Raw genomic sequence first — 14,221 nt, 5'->3', positions numbered from 1 at the left:
GCACCCAGAGCCTTGGCCATCTGCACGGCGATCAACCCGATTGCCGTTGTCCCCCCAATCACCAGCACGCTCTGGCCCGAGGTAAACCCGCCTTGGGTTACCAGGGCGTCGTGCTCGGTCGCGATGCCGACCGGCAGTGCGGCGGCGTCGGTCCACGATAGCGATGCTGGGACCGGGATCACGTGCCGGGCATCCAAGAGCGCGTAATCCGCGAACGCGCCCAACCCCGCGCCGCAGACGCGATCACCGACTCCGGCACTGGTGACTCCGTCGCCCACCGCGGCGATTTCGCCCGCCAATTCGAGGCCGGCCGTGAAGACCGCACTGGTTTTGGAGTTCGGGTTGTAGGACCCCGCCAACATGTATAAGTCGGCGCGGTTGAGGCCTGCCGCGCGTACACGGATCAACACCTGTCCGGGCGCAGGGGCGGGCACGTCGACTTCGCGCTGTTCCCAATCGGGTCCCGCGCCACCAACCATCGCCCGCATCGAACCCACTTACGGTCTCCCTCGAACTTACTTGTTGAACAACAAGTACTCGCTTGATGTTCAACAAGTTAGTTTGGTAGTCGTGCTCGGTCAATGATTTGTGCCGCGCATCACAGGACCACCTTCAGAGGTCGTGAGCTTTTCCGCGAGCTTGGCGAGCGGAGCCCTGGGAATGAACGCCGATCTGAACCATCTCATCGTCCGGATAAGGTTCGGAGGAGCCTGTGAACACGCGGCCGTCGGACCTAAGAGATCGGATGGGCGAACAAGAAGCAGTTGCAGACACTGTCGTACTAATCCACGGCCTCTGGATGACGCCGCTGTCGTGGGAGCACTGGGTCACGCGCTACCAACAGCGAGGGCTAAAGGTAGTCACCCCCGGCTACCCGGGAATCGAGGAAGGCGAAGCCGGTGTCGCGGCACTCCGAAACGATCCCTCGCCGTTGGCGAACCTGGGCGTGCGTGAGGTCTTCGATCATCTCGCCGAGGTCATCGACGCGCTCGACACGAAGCCGATCATCATGGGCCATTCCTTCGGCGGAGCTTTCACACAGTTGCTCCTCGATGCTGGGTACGGCGCGGCGGGGGTGTCCATCGACGGCGCGGCCGTGAAAGGCGTGAAGGCGCTTCCGTTCAGCGAGATCAAAGCGACCTTCCCAGTCCTGCACAACCCGGCCAACAAGGATCGTGCCGTACCGATCACCGAGAAAGAATTCCACTACGCGTTCACCAACAATCTGAGCGAGGAAGAATCGAAGGCGGTGTACGACCGCTACGCCGTACCGGTGTCAGGCCGCATATTGTTTCAGGGCGGCTTCGCGAACTTCACCCCGCACGCCGCGACGACCTATAACTTCGCCAACGACGAACGCGCACCACTGTTGTTCATTTCTGGCGGCAACGATCACATCCTGCCGCCGGCGGTGCAGCATGAGAACTTCAAGAAGAACGTCAAGCACTCCGAGGCGATCACCGCATACAAGCTGTTCTCCGGACGCAGCCACTACACCTGCGGCGAAGACGGCTGGGAAGCCGTAGCCGACTTCGCGCTCGATTGGGCACTTGCGCCAACACCGGGCGATCTCGACCAACACTCATGAGCACGATGAAATGCGCTGATAGTAAGGGGAATTGAGTATGGCCGAGACTGACTGGCTGCTCGAAGCGAAGACAGCGTACGAGCGAGGCAATGCCATGCCGCGTTGGCAGCCGCGCTGATCGACATCGCCAGCACGCTGAGGACGCAGAACGACCACAGCTAGGCTCTATCGCGCATTTCGGCGATCGGTTCAACTCACCCTGACCTGGGCGCAGGCGCCTAGCCCAGCCGTTCAATGATGGTGGCGTTAGCCATACCGCCGCCCTCACACATGGTCTGCAGTCCGTAGCGGCCCCCGCGCTGTTCGAGAGCATTGACGAGGGTGGTCATGATGCGGGCACCGCTGGCGCCCAGCGGGTGTCCGATCGCGATGGCTCCGCCGTTGACGTTGGTTTTGGCCAGATCGGCTCCGGTGTCATGCGCCCAGGCCACCACGACCGGCGCGAACGCCTCGTTGACCTCGAAAAGGTCGATGTCGGCCAGCGTCAGACCAGCGCGTCGTAACACCTTCCCGGTCGCGGGAATCACGCCGGTCAGCATGTAGAGCGGATCCGAGCCCACCACCGTCGCGGTGTGTATCCGGGCGAGCGGCCGCAGGCCCAGCTTCTTGGCGGCCTCGCTGCTGGCGACCAGCACGGCGGCGCTACCGTCGGACAGCGGTGACGAGTTGCCCGGCGTGATCTCCCAATTGATCTGCGGAAAGCGGGCTTCGATCGCCGGGTCGTAGAAAGCCGGCTTGAGCCCGGCCAGCGTCTCGACAGTAGTCCCGGGCCGGATGATTTCGTCGGTGCTGAGCCCGGCGATCGGGGCCAACTCGTTGTCGAAGAGTCCTTCTTTGGTGGCCCGCGCTGCTTTTTCGTGGCTGCCGGCGGAGAATTCGTCGAGTTGGGCGCGCGAGAAACCCCACTTGGCCGCGATCAATTCGGCGCTGATGCCTTGTGGCACCAGGCCTTCAGGATAGCGCTGGGTCATATCGTCGCCGAATGGGTTGCTGCCCGGCAGGACCGAGCTGCCCATCGGGACGCGGCTCATCGACTCCACGCCGGCGGCGATCACCAGGTCGTAGGCGCCGGAGATGACACCCTGGGCAGCGAAGCTGATGGCCTGCTGGCTGCTGCCGCACTGCCGGTCAACCGTGGTGCCGGGCACCGACTCCGGGAACCCCGCGCCGAGCAGCGCGTTGCGTGCGATGTTGACCGCCTGGTCACCTACCTGTGTCACGGCACCGGCGATGACATCGTCGATCCGGCTGGGGTCGACGCCGGTGCGCTGCACCAGCTCCCGCAAGCTGTGCGCCAACAGGTCTGCAGGCAGCACACCCTGCAGGGCGCCGCTGGCCTTGCCCTTGCCGACCGGTGTGCGTACCGCGCCCACGATGACGGCGTCTCTACCCTGATATGCCATGACCCCTCCTCGAGTCGGTGCTAAGTATGTATAGCTGTACCCAGCTAAACACCTAGGTATAGTGGAAGCAACCCAGATGGGAGGTGATCTGCGTGACACTTTTGCAGGGACCGCTGGCGGATAGGGATACGTGGTCGGCCGTCGGGGAGTGCGCGATCGAAAAGACCATGACAGCGGTCGGCACGAAATCCGCGATGCTGATCATGCGGGAGGCGTATTACGGCACCACCCGATTTGACGACTTCGCCCGCCGGGTGGGAATCACCAAGGCGGCCGCCTCGGCCCGGCTCACCGAATTGGTCGAACTCGGACTACTGACGCGGCGGCCGTATCGTGAGCCGGGGCAGCGCACCCGCGACGAGTATGTGCTTACCGAGGCCGGCCTCGATTTCATGCCGGTGGTGTGGGCGATGTTCGAGTGGGGGCGGCGTCACCTGCCTGGCCGCAACCAATTGCGCCTCACCCACCTGGGTTGCGGAGCCGAAGCGTCAGTCGAAATCCGTTGCACTGAAGGCCATCCAGTACCGCCCGACGAGCTCGGCGTGCAGTTGGTCAAGCGGAGTTCGAGCCGCGGCGCTTGACCCGGCGTTAGGTGCAATTCTCGTAGCTACGACAGCTGGCCTCGCCCATGTAGGCTACTGTAATATTTACAGTACGATCATGTAGCCGAGACGGAGAAGCTGTGGAAAGTCCAGTTCAAGACGCTGCCGTCGACGCTGCCTTGCCTGTCGACTTCATCCGTGACCCGTACCCGTACTTCGCCCAGAAGCGCAACGAGGCCGGGGTGTTCCACGGGACAGTCGTCGACTATTCCAAAACTCCCGAATCACTGCGCCCCAAGAACTCCTTCGCCGCCATGTCGTTCGACGCGGTGAACAAGGCGTTCCGCGACGGCCACGTCTTCAGCTCGACCTACTACGACAACACGATCGGCCTGTTCATCGGCCCCAGCATCTTGGCGATGGAGGGCAAACAACACCGCGAACACCGCAACCTGGTGTCGGCGGCGTTCAAGTCCAAGGCACTTGCACGCTGGGAACCGACGATTGTGCGGCCGATCTGCAACGCGCTGATCGACGAGTTCATCGACGCCGGCGAAGCCGATCTCGTCCGGAATTTCACGTTCGAGTTCCCCACCCGGGTCATCGCCAAGCTCCTGGGTCTGCCCGCCGAAGATTTACCCACGTTTCGCCGCCGCGCCGTGCAACTGATCAACTACACCGTCAAGTACGAGCGCGCCTTCGAAGCCTCCGCGGCGCTGAAAGATTATTTCCTCGACCAGATCGAGCAGCGCAAGGCCAAGCCAACCGATGACATCATCGGCGATCTGGTCACCGCGGAGATTGACGGCGAAAAGCTCAGCGACGAAGCGATTTACTCCTTCCTGCGACTGCTGCTGCCCGCCGGGCTGGAAACCACCTACCGGTCATCGGGCAACCTGTTGTTCCTGTTGCTCACCCACCCGGACCAGTTCGACGCGGTGCGGGCCAATCACGAGTTGATCGCCCCGGCGATCGAAGAGGGGTTGCGCTTCGAGACACCACTGACCACGGTGCAGCGGTTCGCCACCGAAGACACTGAGCTGGAAGGGGTCAAGATTCCGGCGCGGTCGGCAATTGACCTGTGCATCGGCTCGGCCAATCGCGACGAGCACCGGTGGGAGCGCTCAGGGGAATTCGACATGTTCCGCAAACAGGTGCCGCACATCACCTTCGCGGCCGGCGAACACACGTGCCTGGGTCTTCACCTCGCCCGCATGGAAACCCGGGTCGCGCTGGAATGCCTGCTGAGTCGGCTGACCAACGTCAAGCTCGTCACCGACGACGACCCGCACATTTACGGCCAACCCTTCCGATCGCCGAACGCGCTTCCAGTGACGTTCGACGCCAAGTAGGAGCCCAAAATGGTCAAGGTGATGGAGGGCTTTCGAGTCCTAGAGGTTGCACAGTTCACGTTCGTCCCCGCTGCAGGCGCTATCCTCGCCGACTGGGGTGCAGACGTCATCAAAGTCGAGCACCCGATACGCGGTGACACTCAACGCGGCTTCGTCAACATGGGTGGATTTCAGCTTGACCCGCAGCGCCATCCGCTGATCGAGCATCCCAACCGGGGCAAGCGCAGCGTCGGGATCGACGTCTCCACTCCCGCCGGCCAGGAAGTGCTCTACGAACTGGCCAAGACTTCCGACGTGTTCCTGACCAACTACTTGCCCGCACAACGGCAGAAGAACAGATTCGACGTCGAGCACATCCGCGAGGTGAACCCGAACATCGTGTATGCCCGCGGCAGCGCATACGGCGACAAAGGCACCGAGCGCGACGTCGGTGGCTATGACGGAACCGCATTCTGGACCCGCAGCGGCGTGGGCTACGCTTTGACTCCGGAGGAGCTGGGCGGAGCACTGCCGCAAGGGATTCCCGCTTTCGGCGATTCCATCGGCGGGATGAACATTGCCGGCGGCATCACCGCCGCGCTGCTGCATCGCGAACGGACCGGCGAAGCACTCGAGCTTGATGTGTCGTTGCTGAGCACGGCCTGGTGGGCAGCGGGCGCAAGCGTGACGCAGGGCATGGAGACCGGCGAGGTCATGCGTGTGCCAATGCCCGGGGTCGCCAACCCGTCGGTCAATCCCTTCCTGGGCAACTACCTAACCTCCGACGGCGGCACCATCAACCTATGCATCGTCAGCCCGACCGGCTACATCCGCGATACTTTCGAGCATCTCGGCATCCCCGAGGCCGCCGACGATCCGCGCTTCGCCGATGCGCTCCCCCTGATCCAGAACGCCGACGCGGCCGCGGAGCTGATCGCTAAAGCATTCGCCGGCAAGCCTTTTGACTACTGGCGGCAGCACCTGAAAACGATGAAAGGTCAGTGGGCGCCATTTCAGAGCCTGGTGGACCTGGCCGACGATGAGCAAGCCATCGCTAATGACATGATCGTCGAAGTCGAGGCCGCCGGAGGCGGACCGCCGTTCAAAATCGTCCGCGGACCGGTGCAATTCAATCACGAGCCGCTGGTGACGACCCGGGCCCCGCAAGCATCAGAACACACCGAAATCGTTCTGATGGAGATCGGTATGGACTGGGACCGCATTGCCGAACTGAAGGAATCGGGAGCTATCGCGTGAATGACGGCATGAACGAGGTGGCCATCATCGGTGCGGGTTTGCACCCATTCGGCCGCTTCGAGGGAAGGTCCGCGATGGAAATGGCCGCCGACGCAATCCAACTCGCGCTCGCCGATGCCGGTGTTGAGTGGAAAGACGTCCAGTTCGCGGTCGGCGGCAGCTGGACCGTCGCCAACCCGGACGCAATTGTCGGCATGGTGGGTCTCACCGGCATTCCGTTCACCGACGTGTTCAACGCCTGCGCGACCGCGGCCAGTGCCACCAAGTTGTGCGCCGACAGTATCCGGTTGGGTGACTACGACATCGGCATAGCGGTAGGGATGGACAAGCATCCGCGCGGCGCCTTCACCGAAGATCCCGCGCTGGTCGGGATGCCGAGTTGGTACGCCGAGAACGGTCAGTATCTGACTACCAAGTTCTTCGGGATGAAGGCCAACCGCTACCTCCACGACCACGGCATCTCGAGCGATACCCTGGCCAAGGTGGCCGCCAAGAATTTTCGCAACGGCGCGTTGAACCCTAATGCCTTTCGCCGCAAGCCAATCTCTGAAGAGGTCATTCTGGCGTCGCCGGTGCTGAATTACCCACTGACCCAGTACATGTTCTGCGCTCCCGACGAAGGCGCCGCCGCTGTCGTGATGTGCCGTGCCGATATCGCCCATCGGTTCACCACCAAACCCGTGTATGTCCGCGCGGTCGAGGTCCGCACCCGACGGTACGGCGCCTACGAGGTAAACACGACGTATGCACCCGTCGAGGAGGACGTGTCGCCGACTGTCTACGCCGCGAAAGCCGCTTTCGAGAAAGCGGGTGTGGCACCGCAGGATGTCGACGTTATCCAATTGCAGGACACCGACGCCGGCGCGGAGGTGATCCACATGGCCGAGGCGGGGTTCTGCGCCGACGGCGAGCAAGAGAAGCTGCTGGCCGACGGCGCGACCGAAATCACCGGTGCGATGCCGGTCAACACCGACGGCGGGTTGATCGCCAACGGCGAACCGATCGGGGCATCCGGGCTGCGGCAGATGCACGAGTTGGTACGCCAACTGCGCGGCGAAGCCGGCGACCGCCAGGTCCCCGGAAATCCTCAAGTCGGCTTCGCGCAGGTGTACGGCGCACCCGGCACCGCAGCGGCAACCGTCCTGACCACCTGACTCCGGGCTACGAAACCTTTTTTGGCGCCGAATAATTCGGCTTGCCCAGGCCCAGCACGTACTGCGCGATCATGTTGCGGAACACCTCGAGGGTACCGCCGTAGATCCCGACCAGCGGCGCGAAGCGGTACACGTACTCGGATGCGCCGTCGTCCGCAGCGCCGTCGGTCCCGTTCGGCAGCGTCGACGCCGTGCCGAGGATATCCATCAGGTCGGGTGAGATGTCGCGCATGGTCTGTGCCAGCGCTACCCGACCGAAGATGCTCGGCGCGCTAAACGCCGCCTCCATCCGTGCGGCGCTGCGACCCAGCCGGTATGCCACGGACTGGTCGTCAATGAGCCTGCACCCGTTCGGATCCCGCTCTGCAACCTTGCCGGCGACCTTGTCGACGGCATCGGCCATGAAACCGGCCTGGTGCATCATGATCGACACGTCCTGCAAGCCGTCGGGCGCGGCGGCAACTGCGCCGTGTTCGGTGTTGAGCGGCTCCCGCAGGACTGTCCAGCCCGCGTTGACTTCGCCGAGCCGGTACTTGTCGTCGACGCGTACGTCGCTGTAGTAGACGATGTTGGTGCGGTCACCATCGATGGTGCGGATGCCCTGGATCTCAATGCCCGGGGAATCGAGCGGCACCAGAAACATGGTCAGGCTCTTATGTTTTGGTGCCTCGGGATCGGTGTTGGTGATGAGAAAGACGTATTGGCACTTGTGCGCGCCGGTAGTGAACATCTTCGAGCCGTTGATGATCCAGCCGTCACCGTCGCGCACCGCGCGGGTCTTGCAGGTAGCGACGTCGGACCCGCCTTCGGGCTCGGTATAGCCCAGACATAGCCGGACATGCCCACTGAAAACCTTCGGCATCACCTCATCCCGCAGTTCCTGCGACCCGAATTTCGCCACCGAACGCGCCACCATGGCGGTGGTGCCCCAGGTGACCCAGGGCACATGCGCCCGCCGCTTCTCCAGCTCCCAGATGCGGCGGCGCACCCGGGAGAAGCCGCCTCCGGCCTGCGGCTTCCACTCACCCTCGAGGTAGCCTGCAGCACCCAGCGCCAGATGCACCCCTTCGTCGAAGTTGTCGCCGGTTTCTCGGTCCCGGCGCTTGACGTCGTCGGTCACATGGGCCCTGAGGAAATCGCGTGCCTCGTCGAGAAAGGCCTGGTCGCCGTCGGAAAGCGTGACTCGTGAGAAATCCACTTATGCGTCCTTCCCTGAGCGACTTTCGCGCTCGGCCACGATCTCGGCGATGTATTTGGCGCTGGCGCCGGGGTCTCCGCCGGCCAGCGCCCACCCGCGCGCACGCAAAAGATACGCCGTCGCCGCCGCCTCCGCTGAAACGCCGAGACCACCTTGCACATGCACCGCCATCGTCGCGGCCTTCGCCGCTTCTTCGGCCATGAACACAAACGCCGACGGCGCCAACTCCGGGCGCTCGTCGGGCTCGTTGTCCAAGAACCAGGCAGCGCGGCGCGCCAGATTGCGGCCGCCCTGCACGGTGATCGCAATGTTGGCAAGTGGATGAGAGATGCCCTGCAACGTCGAGATCGGCACACCCAGCGTGTAACGGGTCTTGGCGAACTCCGCCGCGATTGTCATGGTCTCTTCCACCAGGCCCGTCAACGCCGCAGCAATCAGCACCCGCCATTCATCCAGTGCCCGTTGGTATTGCGCTAGGGCGTCGGATCCGCTTGCCAGCACGACCCTGGTGTCGGCGGCGACTGGATCGACCCACGCCATCGGCAGCCGGCCGATGTTGTCCACCTTGGTCGGCCGGGTATCGAACGTCAGCCGCACCACGTCCTCGCCATCGCGGACGATGATCTGGTCGGCAATCGATCCCGTTGGAATCAGCCGCACCCCGTTCACACTGTCGTGTTGCGGGTCAAACGCTGCGAGCTGCTTGCCGTTCACGACGTCGGATTCCGCCGCGCCGAGTCGGGCCAGCAACCGGGCCGCGCAGACGTGATCGATCCATGGCACCGGCGCCAGTGAGCGCCCGATTTCCTCTGCCACCAATGTCAAGTCGACCAGTGTCGCACCGTCGCCCCCGACCGTGTCGGGCAACGCCATCGTCGTCGCACCCATCCCGCACAACCGCTCCCACAGGCTCTTGTCAAACCCGGATTCCTCTGCAGCACGGACGGTCTCGATCGGACAGTGCGTCTCGAAGAAGTCCCGGTATGCGGCCTGCAACGCCTGGTGATCCTCGGTCAGGCTGTAGTCGAGTCTGCGGAGTTCGTAGCGGTCCATCGTCAGTGCTCCTCCTGGCCCTGAAAGAAGAATTCGTGCGCATTGCTGTAGAGATAGTTCTCGAGGACGTCCGCGGGCAGGTCTAGAGCCTGAGCCTCCGGGACGACGCGGCGCATTTTCAGCACCGGCCAGTCGGAGGCAAAGATCACCTTGTTGGTTCCGCGGGTCCGCATGTAGTGCAGCAGGCTTTCCGGCAGCCGCTTCGGCGACCACGCCGACGTCATCAGTCGCAGGTTGGCGTATTTGATGAGCAGTCGAATTGCGATGTCCCACCAGGGATCCGCGCCGTGAATCATGCACAGCTTGAGTTCGGGGAATCGCACACAGACCCGGTCGAGGTGAATGGGGTTCTGCACCTCGCCGGGGATTGGCGGTCCCGGAAGGCCGGTGTTGATACACAGCGGTAGTCCAAGCTCGGCGCATTTGGTGTAAAGCGGATAGTAGACGGCGTCACTCGGTGGGTACTGACCATCACCCCAGAAGCTCGGTCCCACAACGGCATACACGACCGGAAGGTCGTTGACGACAGCGCTGAGCTCGCGCAGCGACGGCATCGGCCGCAGCAGGTTGACACCGCCCATCGCCAGCGCGAAGCGATCCGGCTTGGCTTCGACGAATTTGCGTGCGGTTACTGACGGCTTCGCGAGGTTATCCATCAGAACGGCCTTACGCACACATTGCTCGTCCATTTCGTCGAGCAACTCAGTCAAGTCGACCGGCGCGAACATCGACTCCGGTCCCTTGAAGTAGTCGTCGCGCACCTTCAGCATCCACGTGGGTTGCTTGTCGGTCTCACCGAAGTGCACGTTGACCAGGCAGTCAATAGCTCGGCTTACTGGGCTTGCGTTCATGTCGACATCGGCGCCTTCTCTGTCGCTTGGGTTTTCGCCCACCGGTAATCGGCCTTGCCATTGCCCAGGCGATGGACCTGCTCGACGAAGATGAACTCCTTGGGCGCCTTGAACCGCGCCAACTGCGATGTGCACAGCGCGTGCAGCAGCTCATGGCCGGCTTCGGCTCCCTCGCGCAGTTCAACCAGAGCGACGAGTTCTTCACCCCACCGATCACTGGGGCGGCCTACCACTAATGCGTCGGCGACGTGCGGATGCGCCCGCAGCACCTCTTCGACCTCCTCGACGAAAACCTTCTCGCCGCCGGTGTTGACCACCAGCGAATCGCGGCCGTACAGCCGCAATGTGCCATCCTCCTCCAGACTGGCCCGGTCGCCGGAGATCACCACCCGCTTGCCGTCGACTTCGGGGAAGGTCTTCCGGGTGGCGTCGGGATCATTGAAGTATCCGAGCGGGATTCGCCCTTCTCTGGCAGCCCAACCTATTTCGCGCTCCCCGGGCCGAAGGAAGTGGCTGTAGTCCTCGGACAGGACCAGCCCGCCTTCGCGCAGTGTGAAGGTGTCGGTCCGGGTGTCACCGTGGCTGTGCCCGAACCCCATGTTTCCGGTTTCCGACGAGCCGTATCCGTTGATGAGGGTTAGGTGGGGTATCAATTCCAGTAGCGCCTGTTGGTATTTCAGATTCGTGGCGGCGCCACCGGTTCCGATCGCGTTGAGCGACGACAAGTCGTATTGACCGTGCCGCAGCTCGTCAACCAGGGGCGCGGCGTAGGCGTCCCCGACCATCGTCATCATGCCAACCTTCTCGCGCTCAGCCGTCTCCCACACGGATCGTGGATCGAGCTTGCGGCTGGTGTCGTAAAGCACCACCGCCGTACCGGCCATGATTGCCGCGAACGCCGTCCACATGCCGGCGGCGTGCATCAGCGGTGACACCGCGAACCACGGCGGTGCGGCGGCTGGGCGCACCTTGTCATGGATCTCTTGCGCGGACGCATGATCGGCCCCCAACATTGACGACACGTAGATGTCGGACTGGCGCCACAGCACACCCTTGGGTCGGCCGGTGGTACCACCGGTACAGATCATCAGCAGGTCATCCGGCGAGGCGTTCACGTTGCGGTCGGTATTTCCTTGCGCCAGCGCTTCGTCCAGCGACACTGCACCGGGCAGTTCCGCTACCCCACTTCCGTCTTCCACCGACAGCAACAGATCGGCGCTATCAGGCGGAAACACGTCGGCGAATTTTGCGCCGAGAGACTTGTGGTAGATGACGGCGCGCGGCCGCACATAGTCGAGTAGTTCGGAGACTTCGCGGGGCGTGTAGTTGTAGTTGACGTTCACCGGAACGGTGCGGGCCTTCAGGCAACCGACCATCATGTCGGGATACAGATCGTTGTGCATGACAAGCGCAACACGATCCTGCCCGCATTCCCAGTTCTGCAGACTGGCCCGTTCCCGGTGGGCACCGAGGCCCGTTGCGGCGAGGAAGTTGGCCAGCCGACGGGTGCGGTCCGCCGTTTCGGCGAAGGTGCTGCGGCGATCACCGGATACGGTGATCGGCCGGTCCGGGATGACCTCGGCGATCGCGTCCAGGACCGCCCCTATGGTCCACTCGCTCATGGGTGTGCGTGGCCTGACGCGTTCAAGCGACTGATCCGACCTTGGCGTCCAGCAGATCCAATGCGTTATCACGCATCACCTTCCGGATGTCGGCATCGCTGAAGCCGACCAACTCCTCGGTGAACGACACGGGGTTCTCCAAGCCTTCGCCGTGCGGCCAGTCCGAGCCGAACAGAATCTTGTCGACCCCGATGACCGAAGCCAACTCCGGCAGGTCGTCCTCGTAGTAGGGCGCGATCCAGACGTTATTACGCAGCTGCTCCACCGGATCCTCGGGGAACAGGCTCGGATGATTGTTGGCCACCTTCTTCAGGCGCTTGATCAGCCGGTGCACGAAGTATGAGCCATTCTCGATACTGACCGCCTTAAGTTGCGGGTGACGGGTGAACACGCCGTGGGCGATCATCGAGGCCATCGTGTCGTGAATCGCGCGGTCGTCAACAAGTATCTGGTCCAACGGGTTTGAGCCGCCGAACGCCTCGAACGTCGACTTGCCGCCCCACATTCCGGTTATCTGCAGGTAGCCGCTGTCACTCAGGTGGAAGCCGACGGGAACCCCCGCCTCGGCCAACGTGGCCCATACCGGATCGTGGAGTAGGTCGCCCAACGACCGCGGCTTGACCACACCGGGCACCGGGGCGGGCCGCACCAGTACCAGCTTCGCGCCGCGTCCCAACACGAATTCCAGCTCTTCGAGGGCCTTAGCGGGATCGGCCAGCGAAATGATGGGCGCTGCGATGATGCGGTGGTCGGGCCGGTCGAAGCCCCAGTCCTCATCCAGCCACAGGTTGAACGCATGCAGCGACGCCATCGTCGCCTCGACATCGTGCTTGAGCGCTTCTTCGACGCCACATGCGAACGTCGGCAACATGAATACCGTCTCGATGCCCTGGGTGTCCATCACCGTGATGCGGGCGTCGCGGTTCTGGTATTCGGGGTGCGCCTCGAGCCGGTCGACCTTCATCAGCGATGCGGGGTCGACACCGTCCGGAATCTCGCCGCGGAACAACAAATCCAGGCACCCGGGCACGATGATCGGGTCGAACGTCGGGTTGGGGATGAAACGGTTGACCCGGTCCCCGATGATCGCCTGGGTGTGCTTGCCGTCGCTGAAAATCTGCACGCCACGTCGGCGGAACTTCTTGTCCAGATGCCGGGTGAAGGCGTCCAGCGGTTCGTAGTAGTGATTGTCGACGTCGATCGGTTTATAGCCCAAGTTCCCCATGATCGTCCTTTCCGCTACCGCAAGAGTCGTTCGTGGCCGCTGTCGAAGTTGTCGAACCGCTCAGCCCAAGAAAACTCGGCGCTCGCTTGTCGAGGAAGCTGGTGATCCCTTCGATAACGTCGGGTCGTTGCAGCGACTCGTGCAGTAGGGCTTCGGCACGCGAACTCGCGTGCACCACCTCGCGCATGGCATCACCGTAGGTCTGTCGCTTGATGATGGCCATGGATGCCGGCGAGCAGTTTTGAGCGATGTCTTCGGCGTAGTCCATGACGCGCTTCATCAACTGTTCGGGCGGGACCACTTCTTTGACCAGTCCCAAGTCTGCCGCCTCGTCGGCAAGGAAGGTCCGGCCGCTCAACAACAGATCGAGTGCGACGCCCCACCCCGTCAGTCGCGGAAGTATCCAGGAGACGCCATATTCCGCGATAAGGCCGCGGCGCGCGAATGACGCCGCGAACTTGGCTCCGGCGGCGGCGAACCGGACGTCGCACATCAGCGCCTGGGTCAGCCCGATACCGACACAGGATCCGTTGATGGCCGCGATGACCGGCTTGCACAGCGTTGTCAGGTAGTAGGGTTGCCGGTCCCCGACGAGGCTGGCCAGCTTGCCTTCGTCGGTCTTCTCGATCGCCTGAGCGACATTGCCTATTGAGCTGCCCATTGCACCCAGCTGAGCGCCGGCACAGAACGCCTTACCACGACCGGTTAGCACAATCACCCGGACGGCCGGGTCCTCCTCGGCGCGGTCCAATCCTGCGTAGAACGCGGTGGCGATGTCACCGCCCCAGGTGTTGAGTCGATCCGGCCGGTTCAACGTCAGGACGGCGACACCGCTGGCGGTCACCTCGTAGATCACTGCCTCGTCCTGAGTGCGGTCGGCGACGACGTCGTCGGCGGTGCTCATCGACCGTCCTCCCTGATTTCAGCCGGCAACTTCGGCGAAGTTTGTATCCATACTGTATACCTATCGGTACTGCATTCCGCAACTGCCGTCGCC

At 63.1% G+C, this 14,221-nt stretch carries 13 protein-coding genes; 5 read left to right on the top strand and 8 right to left on the bottom strand.

Features of this window, described 5'->3' with window-relative positions:
* Positions 1-488, bottom strand: a 488-nt coding sequence (locus VEI45_RS10755; RefSeq protein WP_324852937.1) for a quinone oxidoreductase family protein, incomplete at its 3' end; no start/stop codon positions are given.
* 257 nt (positions 489-745) lie between these two features.
* Here VEI45_RS10755 and VEI45_RS10750 point away from each other — a divergent pair.
* Positions 746-1,588, top strand: a complete 843-nt coding sequence (locus VEI45_RS10750; protein WP_324852931.1) for an alpha/beta hydrolase — start codon at positions 746-748, stop codon at positions 1,586-1,588.
* A 218-nt stretch (positions 1,589-1,806) separates the two neighbouring features.
* Here the strand turns inward: VEI45_RS10750 and VEI45_RS10745 are convergent, their stop codons facing one another.
* The gene (locus VEI45_RS10745) at positions 1,807-2,991 is read right to left on the bottom strand and encodes an acetyl-CoA C-acyltransferase (protein ID WP_324852929.1); all 1,185 of its coding nucleotides are present in this window, start codon (positions 2,989-2,991) and stop codon (positions 1,807-1,809) included.
* 92 nt (positions 2,992-3,083) lie between these two features.
* On the opposite strand from VEI45_RS10745, the gene VEI45_RS10740 reads away from it, so the two are divergent.
* The 4 genes from VEI45_RS10740 to VEI45_RS10725 all read left to right on the top strand — a co-directional run bounded on the left by VEI45_RS10740 (position 3,084) and on the right by VEI45_RS10725 (position 7,275).
* A complete protein-coding gene (locus VEI45_RS10740) occupies positions 3,084-3,572 on the top strand; it encodes a helix-turn-helix domain-containing protein (protein ID WP_324852927.1) in 489 nt (162 codons plus the stop codon).
* 101 nt (positions 3,573-3,673) lie between these two features.
* Complete coding sequence (locus tag VEI45_RS10735) at positions 3,674-4,885, top strand: cytochrome P450 (protein ID WP_324852925.1); 1,212 nt, start codon at positions 3,674-3,676, stop codon at positions 4,883-4,885.
* Positions 4,886-4,906: 21 nt separating this feature from the next.
* Complete coding sequence (locus VEI45_RS10730; protein WP_324852935.1) at positions 4,907-6,121, top strand: CaiB/BaiF CoA transferase family protein; 1,215 nt, start codon at positions 4,907-4,909, stop codon at positions 6,119-6,121.
* Positions 6,122-6,129: 8 nt separating this feature from the next.
* Positions 6,130-7,275, top strand: a complete 1,146-nt coding sequence (locus VEI45_RS10725) for a thiolase family protein (RefSeq protein WP_324852933.1) — start codon at positions 6,130-6,132, stop codon at positions 7,273-7,275.
* A gap of 7 nt (positions 7,276-7,282) precedes the next feature.
* On the opposite strand, the gene VEI45_RS10720 is transcribed toward VEI45_RS10725, so the two are convergent.
* From VEI45_RS10720 to VEI45_RS10695, 6 genes are read right to left on the bottom strand one after another with little or no spacing between them, the layout of a single operon-like run.
* Entirely contained in the window at positions 7,283-8,473 is a 1,191-nt protein-coding gene (locus VEI45_RS10720; RefSeq protein WP_324852923.1) for an acyl-CoA dehydrogenase family protein, read from the bottom strand.
* The gene (locus VEI45_RS10715) at positions 8,474-9,526 is read right to left on the bottom strand and encodes an acyl-CoA dehydrogenase family protein (protein WP_324852921.1); all 1,053 of its coding nucleotides are present in this window, start codon (positions 9,524-9,526) and stop codon (positions 8,474-8,476) included.
* A 2-nt stretch (positions 9,527-9,528) separates the two neighbouring features.
* Positions 9,529-10,377 carry an amidohydrolase family protein gene (locus VEI45_RS10710; RefSeq protein ID WP_324852919.1) on the bottom strand — a complete coding sequence of 283 codons (849 nt, stop codon included), beginning with the start codon at positions 10,375-10,377 and terminating at the stop codon, positions 9,529-9,531.
* Positions 10,374-11,999 carry an acyl-CoA synthetase gene (locus VEI45_RS10705; RefSeq protein ID WP_324852917.1) on the bottom strand — a complete coding sequence of 542 codons (1,626 nt, stop codon included), beginning with the start codon at positions 11,997-11,999 and terminating at the stop codon, positions 10,374-10,376. Before VEI45_RS10705 ends, VEI45_RS10710 begins: the two co-directional genes overlap by 4 nt.
* Positions 12,000-12,021: 22 nt before the next feature.
* On the bottom strand, positions 12,022-13,224 hold the full coding sequence (locus VEI45_RS10700; RefSeq protein ID WP_324852915.1) for an amidohydrolase family protein: 1,203 nt from the start codon (positions 13,222-13,224) through the stop codon (positions 12,022-12,024).
* Entirely contained in the window at positions 13,205-14,128 is a 924-nt protein-coding gene (locus tag VEI45_RS10695; RefSeq protein WP_324852913.1) for an enoyl-CoA hydratase, read from the bottom strand. Before VEI45_RS10695 ends, VEI45_RS10700 begins: the two co-directional genes overlap by 20 nt.
* Positions 14,129-14,221 lie beyond the last annotated feature (93 nt).

It is taken from the genome of Mycobacterium sp. (assembly GCF_035623875.1).
GTDB lineage: Bacteria > Actinomycetota > Actinomycetes > Mycobacteriales > Mycobacteriaceae > Mycobacterium.
Note: the sequence above shows the minus strand (reverse complement) of the source record. Positions and strands in the feature narration are given on the sequence as shown.